Origin of the sequence: Streptomyces sp. NPDC050535 (genome assembly GCF_044457665.1) — a bacterium.
Classification (GTDB): domain Bacteria; phylum Actinomycetota; class Actinomycetes; order Streptomycetales; family Streptomycetaceae; genus Streptomyces.
On sequence record NZ_JBITHE010000005.1, the window covers coordinates 440,619 to 461,239 of the forward strand.

The 20,621-nt window shown below is 63.8% G+C and carries 18 protein-coding genes and 4 pseudogenes; 15 read left to right on the forward strand and 7 right to left on the reverse strand.

The window, feature by feature from the left end; all coding sequences use genetic code 11:
- The first annotated feature begins 6 nt into the window (after positions 1–6).
- On the forward strand, positions 7–240 hold the full coding sequence (locus ACIBLC_RS15130; RefSeq protein WP_399211359.1) for a hypothetical protein: 234 nt from the start codon (positions 7–9) through the stop codon (positions 238–240).
- A gap of 44 nt (positions 241–284) precedes the next feature.
- Positions 285–509, forward strand: coding sequence for a hypothetical protein (locus ACIBLC_RS15135; RefSeq protein ID WP_399211360.1), 225 nt, complete (start codon positions 285–287; stop codon positions 507–509).
- Positions 510–561: 52 nt separating this feature from the next.
- Here the strand turns inward: ACIBLC_RS15135 and ACIBLC_RS15140 are convergent, their stop codons facing one another.
- Positions 562–1,206 carry a dihydrofolate reductase family protein gene (locus tag ACIBLC_RS15140; protein ID WP_399211361.1) on the reverse strand — a complete coding sequence of 215 codons (645 nt, stop codon included), beginning with the start codon at positions 1,204–1,206 and terminating at the stop codon, positions 562–564.
- A gap of 297 nt (positions 1,207–1,503) precedes the next feature.
- Here ACIBLC_RS15140 and ACIBLC_RS15145 point away from each other — a divergent pair, with 297 nt between their 5' ends.
- Complete coding sequence (locus tag ACIBLC_RS15145) at positions 1,504–1,944, forward strand: VOC family protein (protein ID WP_399211362.1); 441 nt, start codon at positions 1,504–1,506, stop codon at positions 1,942–1,944.
- 633 nt (positions 1,945–2,577) lie between these two features.
- On the opposite strand, the gene ACIBLC_RS15150 is transcribed toward ACIBLC_RS15145, so the two are convergent.
- Positions 2,578–3,117, reverse strand: a complete 540-nt coding sequence (locus ACIBLC_RS15150) for a DUF4231 domain-containing protein (protein ID WP_399211364.1) — start codon at positions 3,115–3,117, stop codon at positions 2,578–2,580.
- Positions 3,118–3,760: 643 nt separating this feature from the next.
- Between ACIBLC_RS15150 and ACIBLC_RS15155 the strand changes: the two genes are divergently transcribed.
- The 4 genes and pseudogenes from ACIBLC_RS15155 (at position 3,761) to ACIBLC_RS15170 (ending at position 7,082) form a co-directional block, all read left to right on the forward strand.
- Entirely contained in the window at positions 3,761–4,333 is a 573-nt protein-coding gene (locus tag ACIBLC_RS15155; RefSeq protein ID WP_399211365.1) for a hypothetical protein, read from the forward strand.
- A gap of 200 nt (positions 4,334–4,533) precedes the next feature.
- Positions 4,534–5,133: pseudogene (locus tag ACIBLC_RS15160) on the forward strand (ATP-binding protein); the annotation flags it as partial.
- Positions 5,134–5,500: 367 nt separating this feature from the next.
- Positions 5,501–5,713 (forward strand): annotated as a pseudogene (locus tag ACIBLC_RS15165) (excisionase family DNA-binding protein); the annotation flags it as partial.
- Positions 5,714–5,886: 173 nt separating this feature from the next.
- Positions 5,887–7,082, forward strand: a pseudogene (locus tag ACIBLC_RS15170) (tyrosine-type recombinase/integrase).
- A gap of 332 nt (positions 7,083–7,414) precedes the next feature.
- Here ACIBLC_RS15170 and ACIBLC_RS15175 read toward each other — a convergent pair.
- The 4 genes and pseudogenes from ACIBLC_RS15175 to ACIBLC_RS15190 form a co-directional block, all read right to left on the reverse strand.
- Positions 7,415–7,972 (reverse strand): hypothetical protein, encoded by a 558-nt coding sequence (locus ACIBLC_RS15175; protein WP_399211366.1) that lies wholly within the window; start codon positions 7,970–7,972, stop codon positions 7,415–7,417.
- A gap of 1,096 nt (positions 7,973–9,068) precedes the next feature.
- Positions 9,069–9,524: a hypothetical protein gene (locus ACIBLC_RS15180; RefSeq protein WP_399211367.1), complete on the reverse strand. Its 456-nt coding sequence runs from the start codon at positions 9,522–9,524 to the stop codon at positions 9,069–9,071.
- A gap of 339 nt (positions 9,525–9,863) precedes the next feature.
- Positions 9,864–9,977: pseudogene (locus ACIBLC_RS15185) on the reverse strand (IS5/IS1182 family transposase); the annotation flags it as partial.
- 115 nt (positions 9,978–10,092) lie between these two features.
- A complete protein-coding gene (locus ACIBLC_RS15190) occupies positions 10,093–10,275 on the reverse strand; it encodes a hypothetical protein (RefSeq protein WP_399211368.1) in 183 nt (60 codons plus the stop codon).
- 296 nt (positions 10,276–10,571) lie between these two features.
- On the opposite strand from ACIBLC_RS15190, the gene ACIBLC_RS15195 reads away from it, so the two are divergent.
- The 3 genes from ACIBLC_RS15195 to ACIBLC_RS15205 all read left to right on the forward strand — a co-directional run bounded on the left by ACIBLC_RS15195 (position 10,572) and on the right by ACIBLC_RS15205 (position 14,614).
- On the forward strand, positions 10,572–11,951 hold the full coding sequence (locus ACIBLC_RS15195) for a hypothetical protein (RefSeq protein WP_399211369.1): 1,380 nt from the start codon (positions 10,572–10,574) through the stop codon (positions 11,949–11,951).
- A gap of 64 nt (positions 11,952–12,015) precedes the next feature.
- Positions 12,016–13,338, forward strand: a complete 1,323-nt coding sequence (locus ACIBLC_RS15200; protein ID WP_399211370.1) for a type IV secretory system conjugative DNA transfer family protein — start codon at positions 12,016–12,018, stop codon at positions 13,336–13,338.
- Positions 13,339–14,110: 772 nt separating this feature from the next.
- A complete protein-coding gene (locus ACIBLC_RS15205; protein WP_399211371.1) occupies positions 14,111–14,614 on the forward strand; it encodes a hypothetical protein in 504 nt (167 codons plus the stop codon).
- A 118-nt stretch (positions 14,615–14,732) separates the two neighbouring features.
- Here the strand turns inward: ACIBLC_RS15205 and ACIBLC_RS15210 are convergent, their stop codons facing one another.
- Positions 14,733–15,785, reverse strand: a complete 1,053-nt coding sequence (locus ACIBLC_RS15210; protein ID WP_399211430.1) for a DUF1152 domain-containing protein — start codon at positions 15,783–15,785, stop codon at positions 14,733–14,735.
- Positions 15,786–15,920: 135 nt separating this feature from the next.
- Here ACIBLC_RS15210 and ACIBLC_RS15215 point away from each other — a divergent pair, with 135 nt between their 5' ends.
- The 5 genes from ACIBLC_RS15215 to ACIBLC_RS15235 all read left to right on the forward strand — a co-directional run bounded on the left by ACIBLC_RS15215 (position 15,921) and on the right by ACIBLC_RS15235 (position 20,604).
- Positions 15,921–16,661 (forward strand): GntR family transcriptional regulator, encoded by a 741-nt coding sequence (locus tag ACIBLC_RS15215; RefSeq protein WP_399211372.1) that lies wholly within the window; start codon positions 15,921–15,923, stop codon positions 16,659–16,661.
- A 289-nt stretch (positions 16,662–16,950) separates the two neighbouring features.
- Complete coding sequence (locus tag ACIBLC_RS15220) at positions 16,951–17,412, forward strand: ATP-binding protein (RefSeq protein ID WP_399211373.1); 462 nt, start codon at positions 16,951–16,953, stop codon at positions 17,410–17,412.
- Between the two features lie 90 nt (positions 17,413–17,502).
- Entirely contained in the window at positions 17,503–18,231 is a 729-nt protein-coding gene (locus ACIBLC_RS15225; RefSeq protein ID WP_399211374.1) for a GntR family transcriptional regulator, read from the forward strand.
- A 644-nt stretch (positions 18,232–18,875) separates the two neighbouring features.
- Positions 18,876–19,226 carry a hypothetical protein gene (locus ACIBLC_RS15230; RefSeq protein WP_399211375.1) on the forward strand — a complete coding sequence of 117 codons (351 nt, stop codon included), beginning with the start codon at positions 18,876–18,878 and terminating at the stop codon, positions 19,224–19,226.
- Between the two features lie 4 nt (positions 19,227–19,230).
- Positions 19,231–20,604 (forward strand): FtsK/SpoIIIE domain-containing protein, encoded by a 1,374-nt coding sequence (locus ACIBLC_RS15235; RefSeq protein ID WP_399211376.1) that lies wholly within the window; start codon positions 19,231–19,233, stop codon positions 20,602–20,604.
- The last annotated feature ends 17 nt before the right edge of the window (positions 20,605–20,621 follow it).

Sequence of the window (20,621 nt, forward strand, 5' to 3'; positions counted from 1 at the left end):
TTTGCCATGCGACCGTTCCCAGCCGACCTCACCCAGGCACAGCAGGAGTGGAGGACCACCTACCTACAGCTCGCCCAACGGCCCGGCCGCACCGAGCTGCGCCGACGCCTGCACCAGCTCTCCGCTCGGCTGTTCTTCCATCCCTACTGGCAGCAACGGCGACCGAGCCCCGGCGCCTGGTGGGAACTGCGTGACCTGGGACGACCGGACGAGGACGTACGCGAGCGGCTCCATCGATGACGCGCCGGAATGCGGATCCGCAGGTCCCGGACGAGCCTGAGGACATGTCCGGACCGATTCGCGTGACCGTCCATCCACCGTCGCCCACCGGCGGCCGACGCGTACGCGTCGACGGCGAGATCCTCGGCCTCGCCCACAACCTGGCCGACGTAGCCGAGTTCCTCCGCCGAGCCGGGCTGGAACTCGACCCGGCGGAGGTGGCGGAGTCGCCGTGGATCGACTGGCGCGGCGCGGGCCCTGAGCGGTGGGGCGGGGAGACGAGCGGCTGACGTACCGAAGGGGCGATCCCCTGCCCCTGCCGGCAAGGGCTGTGTGGCCGCTTCAGTCGCCGCGTCCGACACCGCGATCGGGGGCGCTCATGTCCCCCGTGCCGGGAGTGCCGTCGGCGAGCCCGTAGCGCAGGTACACGGTGCCCTTCGGACCGGCTACCGGCGGTTCGAGGAGCGTGAGGTTCGCGGGCACCGCGCCATCGTCGAACACCTTCTTCCCGACGCCGAGCACGATCGGGTGCACCCAGAGGTCGAGACGGTCGAAGAGCTTCTCGCGCAGGAGGGTCTGCACCAGGTTCAGGCTCCCGACGACCTTCACATGCTCGTGCCGGTCACGGATCTCGCGCACCGCGGCGGCCAGATCCGGGCCGAGCTGTGTGGACCCGGCCCACGGAAGGTCGGGCCTGCCGCGGGAGGCCACGTACTTCGGGACGCTGTTGAAGAGCGTGGCGATCTCGTTGTCCTCGCCGCCCTCCTGGTGCGGCCAGTAGGCGGCGAAGATGTCATACGTCCGCCGGCCGAGCAGGAGGGCGTCCGTCCCCTCGTACGCGGCACCGACCTGCGCCCCGGCGACCTCGTCCATCAGCGGCGCCTGCCAGCCGCCGAACGGAAACCCCACCGGGTCCTCGTCAGGCCCGCCGGGCGCCTGCCCGACAAGGTCGAGGGTCGCGAACATCTCGACGTGGATAAGGCCCATGCCGTACTCCCGATATGAGTTGGTTTTCTCCGTCGGAAGGTAGACCCGCGGACGCCGGCAGACTCATCGCTGCCCGGGCCTCCAACATCGAAGGGTCCACTGAGAGGGCGAAATTCCACGGGTTGCCCCCAGCACGCTTTCAGCCTGTGGTGGGGGTACATCCGGATGAATCTCACCTGAGGCGCGATCCAGATTTTTCGGAGTTCGGCGGTCTGCGGATGTCGAGAACGTGCCACCGGCTCCGTCCCAGGGGCATCAGCGGCCCCCCCGGCCGCACGAGGAGAAGGAGAGACCAGCATGGCGATTCAGCGGATGGACAACGTCGGCATCGTCGTCGAGGACATGGATGCGGCCATCGCGTTCTTCGTGGAACTCGGTATGGAGCTGGAGGGCAGGGCGGAGGTCGAGGGCCTCTTCGCCGACCAGTGCACCGGACTCGACGGCGTCCACTGTGACATCGCGATGGTCCGGACCCCGGACGGTCACAGCCGGCTCGAGCTGGCGAAGTACCGCAGCCCCGCGGTGATCAGCGCCGGGCCGCGCAACCGGCCGCACAACATTCTGGGCACGCACCGCGTCATGTTCGCCGTCGACGACGTCGAGGACACCGTTGCCCGCCTGCGCCCGCACGGCGCCGAACTCCTCGGCGAGATCGCCCGGTTCGAGGACAGCTATCTGCTCTGCTACCTCCGCGGCCCGGCGGGCATCATCATCGGCCTGGCCGAGCAACTGCACTGAGAAGAAGGAACCGAACCACGCAGCCCCGTCTTCATGGCGCACGCCACACGGCCGCGGCCCGGATGCGCGCTCGGTACACGCACGTCACGCGGCCGATGCTCCGGAAGGTGGCGCAACAGGTTGGCGCCATGCTCCGCGAACCGCCGCCGACAACTGACTGAGACGGGAAGCCAACTGAGACGGACAACGTCGAAGGGCCCCACCTTGCGGTGGGGCCCTTCGACGTTAGTGCCCGGTGAGGCACTGGCGGAGGATACGAGATTCGAACTCGTGAGGGGTTGCCCCCAACACGCCTTCCAGCTCTGCTGGTTGCTGTTCCTGGTAGTTCAGACCCGTTCAGATCCTGCATGTCGCCCTCTGCTGACACGGCTGTGAACGAGCGCGAACTCTCACAGATGAGATTGCCGTTGAGACTGAGCGACAGCATCAGCAGCACCACCCCAGTCGCGCCAGAGGCCCATGTGCGCATCCTTGATGCGGGCTTCTGCCAGGCTGCCCGACCAGCTCCTCAGGTGCCCTGAAGGTCCGCTGCGGTCGCCGTGGTTGCTTTACTCCGCTGCTGTACAGCACGCCCACTGACCACCGCCTTAGGAGTGAGGTTGGGCGATCACAGCCCGCCCTGCGGGTCCCTAACTAGTCTTCGCGTCGAGCCCCAGGCAGTTCGTGCGCACTCTGCACATCTGCATGGACCTGACTGCCCAGAGTCATCACGTTGAGTGTTGCGGAGTTCTCGCTAGCGATTGCCGTCTCAACTCTGGCTACCAGGGTCCTATACGCCTGGGCGTCTGGTAGGTCAGCGTACGGTCCCACCTTGGCTTGGAAGTAGATCCGCTCGTGGCCCAGCAACTGCTCTGTCGACCGGTAGTTCTTCCACTGCTCGCGGTATCGGTACACGCTCTCCAGCGAGACAGAGCCCACAACGACCAAGCTCAGTACCGTGGCGGTGAGCTTGGCGAACGACACGTCAAGGTTGACTAAGACGGGCACCAATGCGCCGCCTACTACGGACAGCGTTCGCATTCTCAGGTGCATGGCCTTCGTCTTGACGGCCTTCCTGTTGTACCACTCCTGGTACTGAGACAACCTGGTCTCTACATAATCCTGCGCTGTGGACACTGGTTGGGTGGTTTCTGGATGCATCTCGAGCGAGCGCGCTTTGTCCATCCCCGGCATGAGGTGCAGTAGATCGGGGCCGACTGGTGGAGTCAACTCCCCTCATTGCTAGGGGTGCGGCCTGCTATAGAGGTCGGTGGAGCGGTTTGGGCGGGACCTGCCATGGGGCGAGACATCATGGCCCTTAACGCTGACCGTGAATCGGGCTGGCTCCTCGCCTGCCCGCAATTGCCCGATCGGTTCCATGATCTTGGAGGCTCGCCCCATGGCGGCTGCCTGAAGCCGTGGAGCCGACCGCCCTAGCCCCGTGTCGGCCGTTTTTGCCTCGGCCAAGATGGCTCGCTCAATCGCGCGGCCGGCGTATCCGGGGACGGAGCGAGACGCCGTGATGACGTAGGGAAAGCCTGATCAACCAGGGTGGTGACGGCTTTCAAGACCGCTCGGCAGCTCTAGCACCGACCGCCGCTGACCAGCAGCTTCCCGGTTGCGCCTTCTCGGCTAGGAGCATTCTGGCCAGAGGATGGCCACGAGGCGGCGTCTCGGCGCCTACCAAGGTCGGCTGGCCGCCTTCTCGTCAAGGCCGCATTCGGTCAGCCGACGCTGATCTAGGGATGAGCAGGTGTCCCCGATCGGCCGTCGTTGGCTACTGCTGGCTGCGTGCGAGATGGTGTGTGCCCATCCGGGCAGAGGGCAAGTTGACGGCATGGATTCGACCTCCCTGGCAGCGGTGATCGCTGCAACGGTCACCGCTGGCGGATGGTTAGCCAATCATGCGCTCTCAGCACGGGCCGATCTGAAGCGAAGGCGAACCGAGGCGCGGCTCACGCACGTCGAAAACCAACTGGAGCAGCTCTACGGCCCCCTTCTATTCCTGGTGAAGGAAGGACGGTCGGCCTTCGATGACTTCTGCGACACGCTCGGGCACACTCCCGCGTTCCCCCCAGACGGGCACCTCAGCTCTGCAGAAAGGGACCTATGGTTGTTCTGGGTTGACCATGAGTTCATGCCACGCAATAAGGCGATCCAAGATCTCTTGGCCTCAAAGACCCACCTGCTTGTGGGCGATCGGATACCAGACTCCTTCCTGGCGTTCATCGACCACTACAACTCCTGGCGCGTGACCCATCAGAGGTGGAAGGAGAGGGAGGTGGAGTACTCCTGGCACTCCAAAGCCCACTGGCCTCTGTCGTTCGAGACAGAGGTGGTCGCAACCTACGAACGTCTCAAGAACCTTCAGATCCACCTGGCCGGCCTCGTGAGGGGCATGGAGGCTTGAAGACCGTTCAGTGATCCGCAAAAAACCGGTCCTGAGCAGTGCGTTTGCCGTCTGTCGTTGTCTCACAGAGACCGCCCCAACACGCCGTCAGCCCCGAGTCACCTTGTCCGGCAGAAGGCGGCTGGTGAAGCCTTCGGCGCGCAAGCCCTGGTACGCCACCGCCACGTCGTCGGGGATCACCTGTTCGATCATGAGCCCCGCAATCCGTCCGTATCCACCCCTCGGGCTGGGACATCCTCACCCCCGACCCGCGTGAAGTCTGCTGGCGGCGCACACAGCTCACCGGGGAACTGCCCCTGCCCGTCAAGGACACCGGCGGCAGGGGCATCGACCTGCTGATGCGGCTGCGCAACTTCGCCACCGCGGAGACCGAATGCCTGGCCATCGTGTGGCTGATCGGCTGCCTCGGACCGTCCGGGCCCGTCCCTGCGCCGTTCCTCACCGGCCCGCAGGGCGCGGGCAAGTCCACGGGTGGCCGGATGCTCGTGCGGATCATCGAGGGGATGAGCGGTGACCTGCGGCGGGCACCGAAGGATGAAGAGAGTCTGATCGCGGCGGTGGCAGCGGGATGGGTCACCGCACTGGACAACCTCTCCCACGTCACGCCGGACCTGTCGGACGCGATCTGCTGCATGGTGACCGGAGCCGAGAGCGTCAAGCGCGCCCTGTTCGCCAACGGAGACGTGTTCCGCGTCGGCTACCGCCGCCCGCTCCTCCTCACCGGTATCGATGTCGGAGTCATCCGCCCCGACCTCGCGGACCGACTCCTGCCCTTGCGGTTGGAATACCGCCCCAAGGTGGCGCCGCGCAGCGGCTCTTTCTTCACGCTGCGAGGCGCACCCAAGTACTACAGGCAGCCCCTTCTTTGTCCTAAGAAGGAAGACCCTGCGTCATGCGCGTCTTGCGGACCGAAAAACGGCTCCTGACTTGCGGCAACAGGCATGACGCAGACGGCTTCCTCTGCGTTATCTGCGTCATCCGATGACGCACCCCATGACGCCGGCATGACGCACGCCCTAGCTACTACGTCAGACAAAACCTCAGTTCAGAGCCCCGGATGACGCTGCCGACGCGATGACGCAGAAATCCGTGCTTCGGACAGATACGCCTACCCGCGACCCCTGAAAGACCCCAAGCTCCTTCCTACGGTCCTAGGGAGATCTCTGCATGGACACGGCCCCCGTCGACGCATTCGACACCACTCTCGTGCTCCTCACCGTGGAGGAGGCTGCCCGCCGCCTCCGTATCGGAAGGACCACCTGCTACCGACTCATCCACACCGGAGAGGTGGAGTCCATCCCCGTCGGCAGTCTCCGCCGCGTCCCCGCAGACGCACCTGCCGAATACGTCGCCCGCCGACGCGCGGCCCAACGAGCCGCTGGACGACGCCAGGGGCGGCGGCACTCCCGGAGGGCAGGCCGCCCCCCTCTCCCCACCCCGGCACCGAGAATCAGGAGTCTGCCAGGGGAGAAGAGAAGAAGCGCACCCGCCGGGCCAACGGCGAATCGGCCGTCTACTACGGGAAGGACGACCGTTGGCACGCCCGCGTACCGATGGGCTACAAGGACGACGGGACGCTCTACCGCCGACACCTGACGCGCCCGACGCGCAAGGACCTCGTCGACGAGGTCCGCAAGCTGGAGAAGCAGCGCGACGAGGGTTCGGCGCAAACAGCCCGGCAAGCCGTGGACGGTCGACAAGTGGCTCTGGCACTGGGTTGAGAACATCGCCAAGCCAGTCATCAGCGAGAACACCTACGACGGCTACGAGGTGGCGGTGGCGGTTCGCGTGCACCTCGTGCCCGGTCTCGCAAAACACCGCATCGACCGCTTGGAGCCCGAGCACCTGGAAAGCCTGTACCGCCGGATACAGAAGAGCGGGAGCAAGGCTGGCACGACTCATCAGGCACACCGCACCATCCGAACCGCCCTCGAAGAGGCAGCACGGCACGGTCACGTAGCTAAGAACGCTGCAGCGCTCGCAAAACCGCCACGGATGGAAGAGGCGGAAGACGAGGTTGAGCCCTACTCCGTGGAAGGGGTTCAGAGCCTGTTGCTCGCAGTCAACAAGCGCCGGAACAGCGCCCGTTGGATGCTGGCACTGGTGCTCGGTCTGCGGCAGGGCGAGACGCTCGGACTGCGCTGGTCTGACGTCGACCTGGACGCCGAGTACCTGAAGCTGCGCCGGAACCGTCTGCGCCCTAGATGCGAGCACGGGTGCCCGGAAGCGTCACCGTGCGGCCGCAAGGCGGGGTACTGCCCGGACAAGGTGCAGGTCCGGCGCGAAACCAAGAACACCAAGTCCAGAGCGGGTCGCCGCGCGGTGCCCCTGCCTGGCCCGCTGGTCGCCATGCTCCGATCGCATGCCGAGGTGCAAGCACGGGAGCGCAAGACGGCCGGCAACCTGTGGGTCGAATCGGACTACGTGTTCACCAAGCCGCTGGGTGGCCCGCTGAGTGCCAACACGGACTATCACGACTGGAAGCGGCTGCTCGAAGACGCATGTGTTCGGGACGGCCGGCTTCACGACGCCCGGCACACCGCCGCCACGGTGCTCATGCTGCTCGGGGTCCCTGCCCGCGTCATTGACCAGATCATGGGATGGGAGCCGGGCACCCTCCGCACGCATGCGGGCGCGGTACCTCCATGTACCGGACGCCATGCTCAAGGACGTTGTCCAGAAGATCGCCGATGCCACAAGAGGGCCCTCGGCCCCTCTTGTGGACAAAAACAAGGACAACGAGGGCTGAGGACAACGTCGAAGGGCCCCACCTCGCGGTGGGGCCCTTCAACGTTAGTGCCCGGTGAGGCACTGGCGGAGGATACGAGATTCGAACTCGTGAGGGGTTGCCCCCAACACGCTTTCCAACTGTGGTGGTGGGGTGTGGGGGTGCGTGCGCGCACGTTCACCTGGGTTCATGAGCGGCCGGACGGTGGGGCAGGTTCGGTGCGCGGTCTCCGCTGAACGGTGGTGAACGGGGCTGAATGAGACGGAAACTGAGACGGCGCGATGCGAGTTGCGCTACGAGACTCCTTGTCCCGAGCCCGCAAAAGACGGGGGTCGCTCAGGTCGCGTGAGTGATCAATTACCTGGTCCCCGGTCGTACTTACCCAAGTCCCTTCTCTCCTGAAGTGGATCGTAGCCAAGCCGAACTCGAAAGCTCCGCTCAAGGTTCTGGCGTGCGGCACGAGCGTGGCCCACGAGCTGTTCGCAACCTGTGGCATCGCCGCTCCGTGCAGAGTTCAGCATGTCGTCAAGGATCTTCCTCAAGCCGCGCACGTCACGCCACATTTCCGCTGATGCATCGAGGTTGAGGCCGTGGTAGAGGCTGATGAACTCGTCATGAGCGGCACCAGCCGCCTTTGCTAGATCCGGATCAGATGACTCGCCGCCAGCCTGTGCAAGCTGGACGGAGGCCTGCCGAGAATGGCGTTGGGCCACGAGGAGCTGTGAGTACGTCGTGCGTAACGCCGCCCTGGTCTGGTGTTCCAACTCGCGCGTTTGTAGGCGCAGTTCGTGGATAGATTCGTACCTCTTCACGATGAGGCCGGCAACAATCCCAATGAAGACAGCCGTAAGAAGCGCGTTCACTGCCCCCGCAGCCAGCGTCTCTCCGAAGTCGAGTTGGGAGAGCGTCATCCCGAACTCCTCTCTCAAAGCGCAGCCCACGGCAGTCGTCACCGACACCGCATCGCTGACCCTGCCGCCGTTCGTGGCTGAGTGCTGTGACCGTCGTCCTGACCTTGGATGGTGTCAACGCAGTCCGTCGCGGAGTACGTCCTGCGTTACCTACGCGAGGTGGTTGACGCTAATGCCGGTTGCGTAGGGACCGAAACTGCAGGGGCTCCAGCGCTCCGTAGGCCTACCGTGACGCTGCTTGCGTCCGGGTTGGCTGGTCATCTTGGCCAGGGACTGACCGCGGGTGTGTGGAAGATGCGGCAGTCGTGCCTACTTCCCGAGAGGTTCACCGCGCGGTGTTCCTGTGATCTGGCTTCTTCCGGATCTCGCGCTTGACGGAGCGAACAGCCCTCGCGGCTGAGATCGTCTTCTTTGCCAGCTTGGGTACCTGATCCAGTAGATGACCCACTACAAGCGTGGCACTCGTGATGGCGCCAATAGTTGCAAGTGCCCAGTCCCCAACGCTCACGCCGGTACCTCGTTTCGGCTGGTCGAGCACACCCGCAATGGGGCCTCGACTCCACGTACTCGGAAGCCCGGCGTCGGTCTGAGAGGCGGTGTGCCACTAGCGACGCCGATGCTAGTTGTGCCGCGTCAATGCCCGACCTAGGCACTTGCCAAACATGCCGACTCGACGCAATGGCGATGAATGATTCTCAGTCCATCGGCGAGGACATCGACGACCCGGACCTTAGCTTGGGAAGCTCGTGTCTCCTGGTGGCGGATTACCGTGTTGACCTGCGGCCAACGGAGCTGGTGCCCCAGGTGAGCCGCCTTCGATTCCCTGGTATTCCCTGTGGTTCCCCGTACAACCTGGCACGCGTCTGGCACGACTTCTTCGCCTCGGACTCTCGGCAGGGGACATTGTGGTCGCGTCTCGTTGGCGTGCCGCGGTGAGTACGCACAGAACCATGGTGCCGTCGTCGTTTCGTAGGGGAGGATGCAAGAGAGTGCCAACGATCGAGAGCACGACGGGGTGGGGATGAGCCAGGGAGAATCTGAGCCTGTGGTCGGCATTGTCAAGCTGACGGGCCAGGAGGCACGCGAAGCCTGGGGCTCAGAGGCGTACTTGATCCTCGTAGGCGTAGCGCAGACGTACCACGCAGTAATCACTTACAAGGAGTTGGCGGAAGAGATCCAGAGCCGCACTGGTATCCGGACCAAGACTCTCCTGCACAACTGGATCGGTCCGATCTTGGGCTGGGTGGTGCGTGAAGCCCACCGTCGCGGTGACCCACCACTGACAGCTCTGGTGGTCCATACAGACGACGGCAAGGTAGGCAGCGGCTACAAGGAAGTTCTGGCGGTCGCCGGAGAGCCGCCGGTAGATGACGAGCTGGAACGTGAGCACCACGCTGCCGACGCCCGCCTTGCTTGCTACCGCCACTTTGGGGCGACCATGCCGCCTGGCGGCGGTGTGCCGGCCCTCGCCCCCAGACTGCAAGCCGCCGTCGAACGCCGTCGCGAGCGCACCGATAAGCCCGCCCGGGTATGTGAGCGCTGCTTCGTCCAACTGCCTTCGACGGGCGTTTGCGATTCGTGCGGATAGCCGACGACTGCTTCGTCCCGAAGCAACTGAAACGGGGGTGCTGTCTCGGGCTGCTGCATGCCTCACCTGCGCCAATCGTCCGGAGACGTTCGCGCTTGTCCGCCGATGTTCGTCGGCGTTGTCACGCAATTAGGCACTCACCACGTCGTCGACTCCCCTCTTGTGACGCTTGCTCGCCCCTTGTTCAGCTCGGCCTGGACGCGCTTCGTCCAGGCACCTTCGTGGAGGTAGCAGCTAGCAGCGCGATGTCCCCTTCACTGTCTTGTTGTGGCAACGACCGCCGATCGCCGTGAGCGATCAGGGCCGCTGGTGCGGTGGGAGCTTGCAGCGGCGGTCACCCTCGCGGGTGACGATGAGCATCGCGAGCCAATCGATGAGCGCATGAGGCAAGTCGAGTACGGCAGGATGGGGGGCCAACAGGGCTCCTGCGCCAATGGGTTGAGATTTCGAACACCTCCCATAACGGCACGGGAGCCCTGTGCGTTGTGGCCACGATGCCTGTCACCCGATCGGTGGCCACCCTTAAAAGACCTCAATGGCCGGCTGTGCTGATGATCGTGGCAACCAGGGTGATCAGCACGGCTGCTCCAGCCAGCGCAACCGACAGCGGTTGGGTGAGTGTCGGGTGACGGTGGACGCAGTAGGCGAGCAATCCGACGGCCATCAAGCCGACCAAGCCGAGCAGCAGGACGACCAGCATAACGAGCGTGGACATGCGATTCCCCCTTGGGGCGCGGTCTGGGGACATGCGGGCGAGGTGATCACGCGGTGTCCTGACCAAAGCTAGTCAGCCGACACTGATCTATCGCCGTTGTCCAGCGGCGCGACGAGTGGAGGTTGTGTCGTCAAGGGCCAGGGACAATCTCCGCACGGCGATCTACGAAAATGCGTGCTCGTATTTTTGGCCTAACTAAGCCCAGAATCAGACCGCATAAATCAGCACGGTAGGTCTGTGTGGCGTCTAAAAGTGGCGGGAAGGATCGCACGGTACGGATCCTTCAGGAGGCAGCAATGGACCAGCCCGTGCGGCTCACGGTTCACGTTGGACTCATGCCCCCCAACGACGGAAAGATCGTCGTTTGCCGAAGGGCGAACAGAGAGGAACGGCAGGTTCCGCTCGAGCTTCAGTTCAGTGAAAGGGCAACCCTTCGGGAACTGGCCGCCGGTGTCCTCTTGGAGCACATACCAGGTGACCCCTCGCAGCATTACGATGGTCAGTGGATTACTCTTGACTCGCTCACAGGTCTGCCTTCAGGCAGCAAACCCAGTTCCCGCACCATCGAGACTGTCAAGTCCAGCCTTCACCGGGTCGAGAAGAAGATAAACGCCCAATGCGGCGACACAGCTGCAATATTTCTCAGCACAGATGGAAACAAAGCGTCCATCCCGAACAATATGCGCACAAACTTCGGCATCATTACCGAGTACTGTTCCGGCGCTGAGAATGCGAACAGTTACGCCAAGGCCATCAAGCTCGCGTCGACTGCCGAAGATTTCATCGCAGCGTCGATGTCGCTAGAGTACGGTTCCGAGGAAGTCAAAGCAACCAAATCTTTTAGGCCTCTCGGGTTGAACCTCTACTGGAAACCCAAGGCTCTATTGATAAGTTTATACATGGGAGATGCGCTGAGTAACCCTACTCGCAAGGTCGACAACTATCGACGTCTTTTGCAGTCTGCCGAGAATTGGAACACAGACTTCAAATGGGACGGTGATGAACTGGTACACGCCGCGCTTTTCTTTGCGCGTATGGAGTCAAGCGAATATGATCACTTGGCGGCCTTCCGAGATTATCGCGGTCGAACCATCGCTGCAAAGGATCTGCGCGACATCAATGCCCTGAAGCGGAGGATATTCAGGGAAACCATGTCGCGCTTCGGCCGAGAATTGCACGTTTACCGAAGCCAGCCCATCAGCGAGGAGTTCGAATACAGGTCCAGTATGGACCGCATTAAGATATATCGCAGCTTGTTGAAGGATGACGGCGACCATTTTCTGCAAATCGCCATGCGGTATCCTAATCTTGGCGAAATCAGTTCGGCATGTCATGACGCACTCAAAGAAAGCATGCATCGCGCAGGCGATGGAATCAATTCAAAGCTTCTAGTGCGAAGCCTGGCTGCCTTGGAAGTGCTTATTCTGGCGCGACGCAATGAGGTCTTTCGCGCAATCCTGAATGACCGTGCGGTATCAGGGCGCGATGAAAATTTTCTTTCGCTTGTCCGATCTGTCGAGCGTAATGGGCTGCAATCGATCCTTTCTGGTGAAGCGGCCCGGAGATACCCGAACGTCGCGGAAGAAGGTACCAAAGTTACGCATTTGCTCACCGGCGTGAGGTCCTCTCGCAACCGGGAAATCGGCGGTGATGATGCGAAGGGCATCGCATCATGATCCGCTACTCCGTCAATCCAACGGCGCTCGATTCTCGGAAAGGTCCGGAATGATACCTCAAAGCGTGATCAAGGAACTTCAGGTGTCATCAGCCGCGCCTGGTCGCGTCATTCTCGGCATCGACCAGCACTGTGAGTTGCGGAAGACATTCGCTGCAGCACCAATGCGTCCCGTATTGGTTATCGGTCCACAGCGAAGCCGAAAGACAACCAGCATGGTTATTCCGACACTCTTGGAATGGAAAGGTGCGGCGGTTGTAACATCCGTACGCACTGACGTCCTGTTTGGGAGTTTTGAACGCCGCAGCTCGGCCGGTCGAGTCTATGTCTATGAGCCGGCCGGGAGGCTGCAACGAGAGGGGCCTGTTATGGGATGGAACCCCCTTGATGACTGCTCCACTTGGGATGGAGCCATGGCCACGAGCAGGGCGCTGACTGAAGGTGGCTACCTGAGCATGCGTGAAGGTGAATTCTGGTATGGTATGGCGTCGCAACTTCTCACCCCCTTACTCTTCGCCGCTGCCGTTAACCATTACTCCATGACAGATGTGATTCGCTGGGTTAAGTCGCAGGAAGAGTTCGAGGTGCGTTCCCTGCTCCAAGCGGCCAATAATGCAGAAGCCAGTCAGGCTTTTGAGGGAATAGTATCCCTGGAGAACAGAACCCTCTCCAGTATCTACGGAACGCTTATGTCTAGCCTGGCGGTGTTCGACTATCAGTCGGTAGCGGACTCTGCGAGTGGTGGACTGGATATAGGGGAATTCTTCGACGGGGGTGACAATACGCTCTATATCTGCGCTCCGCCGGATGAGCAACGGCGTTTCGCCCCGTTGTTCACCACTTTAATTCGCCGTATCCTTCGAGAGGCATACGCGCGTGAAGCCACAGGGCAACCAACTTCGCCCCTGCTCCTTCTCCTGGACGAGGCCGGGAACATTGCACCGCTTCGAGACCTGGCCACATTGGCCACGACCGCAGCGGGTACCGGAATTCAAATGGTGACCGTTTTCCATGACCTTTCGCAGATGATCGGAATTTACGGAGAATCTGATGCGCTGACCATCGCGAACAATCATTCTGCGCTTCTGCTGCTTCCCGGTAACCGGGATCCGCGGACCTCGCAACTGCTTGGGGACCTTCTTGGAGGGGAAATAATCCCAGGGCTTGGAGGCGGTGCATCAGGTAGGTATCCACTGCGCCGTATCGAACCGGGACAGGCTGTGTGCATCTACGAGCATCACAGTCCGTTTCTCTTGACGCTACGTTCTTCCACTCATGATCCAGAACTGCAACAATTGGCGCGTACGCAGTACGTGCAACCAGCAAGCAATGTCGTGCCACTTCGCAGTACCCGGAAACTGCCGTGGCATGGTTCACTCAATGCGTAGGGAAACGCGGTCCGCGCTTCAGCGCAGAAATCGGTGATGGCAAGTGAGTCTTTTCAATAATCCCCCTCAAGGGTGTAGTGCTCGCTGAACCTCATGTAGCCTTCACCAGCTCCCATTTAGTATCGACGAGCATGCGTGACGCTCGACCGCTGCTCCAGTTCGAGAGATCCGCCCCTTCGCTCGCTGGTGCCATCGGTTGGCCTCGATCATCAGAAGGTGGATGCAAGGCCCACGGCTGTCGCAGCGAGAGGATTAGGTTGGCGTAGCGGGTTTGGCCGGTGGCCTGCCCGGTCTGGGGTCGAGCATGATCAGGGGGCCATAGGCTGGTTGGCAACTCGGGCAGGCTTTGGGCCTGACCGCAATGTGCACGAGTGGCCCCCTGGTCTTGCTCGACGCGGGCCCCGGGCCGGGGAGGTGGCTAAAGCCGTGGAGCCGACCGTCCCAGCCACGACGTACCCCTTCACTGACATCAGGCGGCTGCATGCTTTGAGCGCGGCACGGGCGCCGGCAGGGCTGGAGCGGGGCGGAGACAGGAGCGCAGGCCCGGCCGGGGGCCGGGCCGCGCGCGGGGAGCGGAGCGAGCCGCCTTGAACTAGTAGAGAAAGTTGTAACTCAGCCGGACGCGTGGGGCTGTGTCTTGTCTCGGTTGATAGTTGACACTGCGGCTTCACCTGATGCTTGACACCGCTTGCCTCGGCTTGGACGTATATCTCGGCAGGCAAAGGGATCACGCTGGCAGGATGCCGTTATGGGGAACACATGTGCGTGGCCCGTGTTGCGAACCACGGATCTGGCTGAGGCGTTGAGGCTCGCGGAGAGGTTGCTGTCGGTCGCGTCCTGGTACAACTCCAGCGGCTGCTACCTGGATGCGTGGGCGCGCGACGATGACCAGCTGCGGCGTTTGACCGAGGCTTCTTCTGAAGCGAGGGTTGAGTGGTACGGGGAGGGCCACATCGGCTTTCCCGCGAGTCTGCTCCTGAACGTGACGACCTTTGCGCAGGCGGGTGATGCCCTGGGGGCTTGGGCGGATATCACCAGATGCTATGTCCTATGGCATGACCTGAAGTGGCCGACCGTGCCTGAGCTTGGACTGGTCGAGGAGTACAAGTACGCCGAGTTGCAGGTCGCGTGCAACAGTCACGACATCCACTGTGAGGAGTGGGCCGCCGAGCACACCGTCTTCATCCACGCCCGCCCCGGGCATGACGAGCGGGCTGCTTGGCTGGCGGCGCAGGTCGACGCCCAAGTTGTCGGGTCCCCCGAGGAGGGGTGGTAGCTGATTAGGTGGTCCCGTTTGTCACCTGGCAGAAGATCGTCTAGGTCTGACGTCAAACATCACCCGACGTCAGCCGGTCAACCATCAACTGATACGCGGCACTTCGGCTGGGGTGTATCTAGGCGGAGGTGGGCCCAGCTGAGATGCGCCAGAGCGGAGCCTCGTACTGGTCCGGCCGGCTACTGAGTAGTAGGGCCCTGAGGTCCTGGCGCTTTTTGCCGTTGAGGCCGAGTGCCTCGGTGATCCTGCGAAACGTCGTGTGTGTGATGCCGCGGCTGCGGGCGTCGGCCTCGAACTGGTTGAGTTGTCGGAGCGTGCCCTCTGGGTCGAGCTTCTGTTCCGGTTGGCTGCCGAGCCAACTGGCCTTGTTCCGCTCGTAGTCGATCTCCGAGTAGCCGCAGATTTCGCGGCTGTGCTGCTCCGCTTCCTCAAGGGTCTCCGTCGCGAGGATGGCGCGGGCAAGCTCGTTGCGATTCAGCGCGTCGTCTAGATCCGCTCCATGGACGGTGGGGCCTTCCTCGCTGAGCGGGACGGGTAGGCCGGCGTCCCTGACCTCGCAGAGGCCGCGGACTCCTCGGGCCGTGGCCGCCAACATGCCTGTTGCCTCGGAAGGGTGCCACTCCAGAACTGAGCCGACCGTTTCGACGTGCTCGGCCGTGAATGTGAGGAGCGCAGGGCCCATGCGATCGTGCAAGTCCTCGGCCGGGATCTCTCCATCCAGCCCAGGACCGGCGACCAAAAGCCTTACCGGTACGTTGACTTGGCAGCACGCCGCCAGCGTGAGGGCATCGGCGAGCGGGCTGCGGAGCGTTGGTTCGTCGCCCCTGGCGAGGATGTCGCCGCCGACGTCCAGGAGGTCGATGGACTCGGGGGCCAGGTGCTCGATGAGTTCTTCGAGTTGGCGTGTGATGCCCTCGGCGCCGTGCTCTGGATCGATGAGGGCGAAGGTGTGCGGCAGTTCGGCTGCCAGCCGGGGGAGTGTCGAGCCTGCGGGAGCGATCGGCTTCGCTTCGGCGGGTACGGTCCACACGCTTCGCGTGAGTGGACGTAGGCCCGTGAAGTTGGCCGGCCCTCGTGGCCCTGGCACCGGATCGATCAGCAGCCGGTCCCACGCGTACGTGAGGATCACCGCCGGACTTCCGCCACCTCCGTAGAGGGCTGCGTCGAGCATTGCGGCGGCGACTGCGTCGCCCCCTCCTCCTGCTGCCACGATCAAGCGGGTCACCCGCGTCAGCGTACGGGTTCCCCTGCTGACCACTCACCCTATAGTGGCTACTGGTCATAGCCACTTAGGGAAGGGGCTCCGATGCCGCAGATCGAAGAGACCCAGCCCAAGTACCTCCAGATCGCTCACCACATCCGCGATCAGATCTTGCGAGGCGACTTGAGGCCTGGCGACGAGGTTCCCTCGGAGCGGCAACTCGCGGCTTCCTGGAACGTTTCGCGGCCCACGGCAGCTCGGTCGCTGGAAGCCTTGAGTCATCAGGGGCTGGTCGAGAAGCGGCAAGGGTCGGGCACCTACGTGCGCGGGCTTGCCGTGAACCGGCGGGCCCGGGAGCTCTACGGCCGTGCCAAGCAGACCGGCAAGATCTACACGGCTGGCGAGTACGCGGTGATCACGTCGGCCGGATGGCTTGAGGCTCCGGACTACGTTGCCGAGGCTCTGAGTCTGGCGCCTGGCGCCCGGGCTGTTCACCGCCGTCGTGTGACCAAGAATGAGTCTGGGCCCATCACGATCTCCACCTCGTGGTTCAGCCCCGATGTCGGCGAGCGCGCCCCCAAGCTCCTTGATCCCGGCCGGATTCAGGAGGGAACGCTCATGTACGTAGAGGGCATGACGGGCCGTCAAGGCAGCTACGCCGAGGATCGGATGTGCGCCAGATTGGCGACCGGTGATGAGACCGCTGATCTCGAACTCGACGCGGGTTCAGCGGTCCTGATTGTCCATCATGTGGTCTATGACATGCAGGATCACCCCCTGGAGTTCGCCGAAGCGACTTACCCGCCCGGTCGTTGGGCGTTCGAGCAGGGCTACCCGATCAGCTAGAAAGTCCCGCCTGTCTCAGCGAACCGCTTGTGGCTTCGAGTGGCTAATGCCACTATCCAGTAAGTGGCTAAGGCCACTTGACCGGAAGGGGCATGGGCGTGAGCCAGGAGCGCGCGGAGTTACGGCACGTGTCGCAGGAAGCGGACTGCCGTGGATGCCGGGGGCGAGGGTGGAAGCACGTTGGCTCCCGCTCCGCCCTGGCGCTCTCCGCCGCCGATGCTCGCGCCTGTGCGACATCCAAGCGGCGCTGTCTCGACTGCGACGGCACTGGTAAGGAGTAGTGGTGCTCATGGCGGATGCACACGATGAGTCCGGTGGGGCGGCTGCTGAGCCGCCGCCGATCGGGGGTATGACCCTCTATCCGGTGCCCGAGTCCGTTGCCCGGGCGCGGCGCTGGTTTCGTAAGTTCACCGCTCCGTACAACCTGGCGATTCCGATCGACGACTGTGTGCTGATGCTCTCCGAGCTGGTGACGAACGCGATTCTCTACGGAGAGGCCGAGGACGCTTGGCGGGTGCGGGTCGAGTGGACCCGGGTGGGGGAGTCCCTGCGGGTCGCTGTGCACAATCCCGGGTTCCCGGCAGACGTCCGACTGCGTAGTCCCGATGCCAATGACGCGCACGGGAGAGGACTCCTCCTGGTCGACGCGCTGGCCGATTCCTGGAGTGCCGGCCCGAGCCGCTTCGGTGGAACCGTCGTGTCGTTCCAGGTAGACCAGGCCTGGAAGCCGTGGGATCGACCCGCCAAGTAGGCACACGCGAGTCCGAGGGTGTTCAGCAGCCTCCTCATTTGAGTAGGCTGGTTGACAGGTTGACTTGGCGGATTCTCACTAGGCGGAGCTATGGCGTACGAGGTGGCTGCACCCAAATATGTGCGGCTGGCGCAGACGCTCCAGGGGCGCATCGAGGACGGTACGTATCCGCCGGGAAGTCGCGTCCCGAGTGAGAATCAGCTTGTCCAGGCCTTCGGCATGTCCCGCCCCACTGTCGTTCGCGCTCTGGAGTTGCTAAAGCGGGATGGCTGGTTGGAGTCCCGCCAGGGGTACGGAACGATCGTCCGTGGGCGCCCCGAAGTGATCGAGCGGAAAGATCAACGGGGGCGTGAGGCGCTGGAGCGTGATGAGTCGGCCGCGCCCGGGCGTCTCATTGAGGTCGGCCAGGTGCCCGTGCCGCCGCGGGTTGCTTCGCATCTCGGTGTCCCGAAGCGGGCCAAGGTACTCGTCCGGCGGCTGCTGGTCGAAGAAGACGGAGAGCCCGTCGAGCTCTCCTCTTCCTACTTCCCCGCCGGCCTCGCGGAGGGCACTGACCTCGCTGACTCGACTCCGCTCGCGGAGGGACTGCGAGCGCATTTGGAAGCGCGAAAGAAGGTCCGCTTCGACCACGTCACGGAGCGGGTTTCGGCTCGTATGCCGAGCGCCGAGGAGGCAGGTCTCTTGGCCCTGCCCAAGGGGGAACCCGTCCTGAGTGTGCTCGTCGTCGCGTGCGATGTGTCCGGACAAGCCTTGCAGGTCACGGACGTGCTGCTACCCGCTGATCGGCAGGAACTGGAAGACACCTACCGGCTTGGCTGACTGAGTCGGCGCTCTCTTCGCTGTTGGCCTTAGGTTCGCGGCTGCCTGCTGGCCATCCGGTAGATCACGTACGTGAGGGCCAGGATGAAGTCTGTGGCCACCCAGAATGCGACTACCAGGCCGACCCCGATCGTGGTGCCGAGGTCGCCGGCGTCCTCGCACAGTTGGAGGTCGTCGCCCGTTAGGCCAGAGCACGATTCGGGCGTCCCGCTGCTACTGGCGACGCCTGCCACGATCCAGATCAGGAACAAGATCTGGACCGCCAGGAAGATCCAGAAGAAGACGCGATGGCGCTTCCTTGGGGGAGGGGGCGGCTGCCCCTGGTAAGGCGGTTGGTCTGGTGGGGAAGCCTGTTGAGGTCCGGGCCATTGGCTCGGTTGGGGTGGCGACGGACTGGGAGACCGTGCGCCCCATGTCTGTGGTGGGTGGCCTTGTGGGTGCCGAGAATGCCGAATCTTGCTCATGGACCCGTCCTTCCATGAGGCGTTGTCTCTCATCGTGCGCTTGTGAATCCGTTGGTGCTTGCTGGGGTCGTCGGCCCGATCACCTGAATCACTTGACAAGTCAACCTGGCATCTCTAACTTCGAACTTGCTAAGTCAACCTGTCAGGTCGTCTGGCAGGTGTCTACGAAGGAGAAGTTCTGTGCGTGTGATCCGAGTTGAGACCTCGTCCGCGACGATCCTGCTGACCGAGGCTCCTGAGCCGAAGGTCAAGGACCGTCAGACGGGCGAGATCGCCAAGGACGCTCTCAGCGGTGAGGCGTTGATGAAGGTCGGCGTCGTCTACATCGATGAGGGGGAGTCGTCGCTCCTCGCGGTGACCGTCCCGGAGAGCGGGGTGACTGACGGCCTGGTCGTCGGAGCTCCGGTGTCTCTCCCCGGCCTCATCGCCCGGCCGTGGGAAAGCGTCTTCAGCGGGCAGGCCCGCCACGGCATCGCCTACCGAGCTGCTGCCGTGGTCGCCGGTGCTTTCCCGGCCGGACAGGGGAACTGATCTCGTGTCCGAGCTGATGACGCTGGTCGAACTGGGCGGACCGCTCGCCGCGATAGGTGGGGCGGTCTACGCCCGGAAGGCGCACCCGGCGGTCTACTGGGCCACGGTCGGGCTGCCGTCGTCGGTGGCGCGGCTGATGGCCTCGTACGGCTCCACCATGGATGCCTGCGGGCTGACGGTCGCGCCGTCCCGACTGCGAGCCCTGGCCGTACGGGCGAGCACTCGTCGTGAGGTTCGCCCGGTGCCTCCGCGGCGGGGTCTGATCCGCCCGACCTCTACGGGACTGCGGGTCCGGCTTCGGCTGGCTCCCGGTCAGGAGCCGGCGGACGTGGCCGCCTCGTGTGAACGGCTTCGGCATGCCTGGGGCGTTCACGCCGTGCACGTTCGCGAGATCAAGCCGGGTGTGGTCGAGCTGCGGTTGGTCGGCTTCGACGTGCTGCGGAAGGTGAAGATGCCCCGCCGGGGCGAGCATGACGTCTTGGCGGTACCGGTGGCGTTGCGTGAGGACGCGACCGTGTTCGTCCGCGACTACCGGACCGTTCCTCACCAACTAGTCCTCGGCGCGACGCTGTCGGGGAAGTCGATGTTCCTGCGCAACCTGCTGACCGGCCTGGCGACGCAACCGGTCGCCCTGGTCGGGATCGACTGCAAGCGCGGCGTGGAGCTGGCGCCGTTTGCTCCGCGGCTCTCGGCCCTGGCCACAGATTCGAGTGAGGCCGCCGAGCTGTTGCCTCTGCTCGTCCAGGAGATGGATGCCCGATACGACCTGATCAGGGCTCGGCAGGGCATCGCGCCTGGCACTCCCGACGAGGAGATCACCTCGGACGTGTGGGGGCTGCCGGCGCACGAACGTCCGGCGCCGATCGTGCTGTTCGTGGACGAGGTGGCCGAACTCTTCCTTGTCGCCACGCGCAAGGACGAGGAGCGACGGGACGAGATGGTGACCCACTTGATCCGGCTCGCCCAGCTCGGCCGGGCTGCGGGCATCTACCTGGAGATCTGCGGGCAGCGCTTCGGCGCTGAGTTGGGCAAAGGAGCGACGATGCTCCGCGCTCAACTCACCGGCCGTGTCTGCCATCGCGTCAACGACGAGGCCTCGGCGAAGATGGCGCTCGGCGATATCGCCCCCGAGGCGGTCGGTGTTGCCTCCACCATTCCGGCCGAACGTCCGGGCCTGGCCGTGGCCGGCGACACCTCGGGCGGGTGGGGGCGTATCCGTACCCCGTACCTCTCGCTCGCCGATGCTGCGGCGATCTGCCGAGAGACGGCTGAACTCGCCCCCCGCGTAAAGGTCTTGGAGCCCTTCCGGCCGCACGCTCTGTTCCCGCCCGTGGCCTCTCCGACCGCGGTGACAAAGCCGAGTCCCGCGACCGGCTGACCTGCTCCCTCATCGGT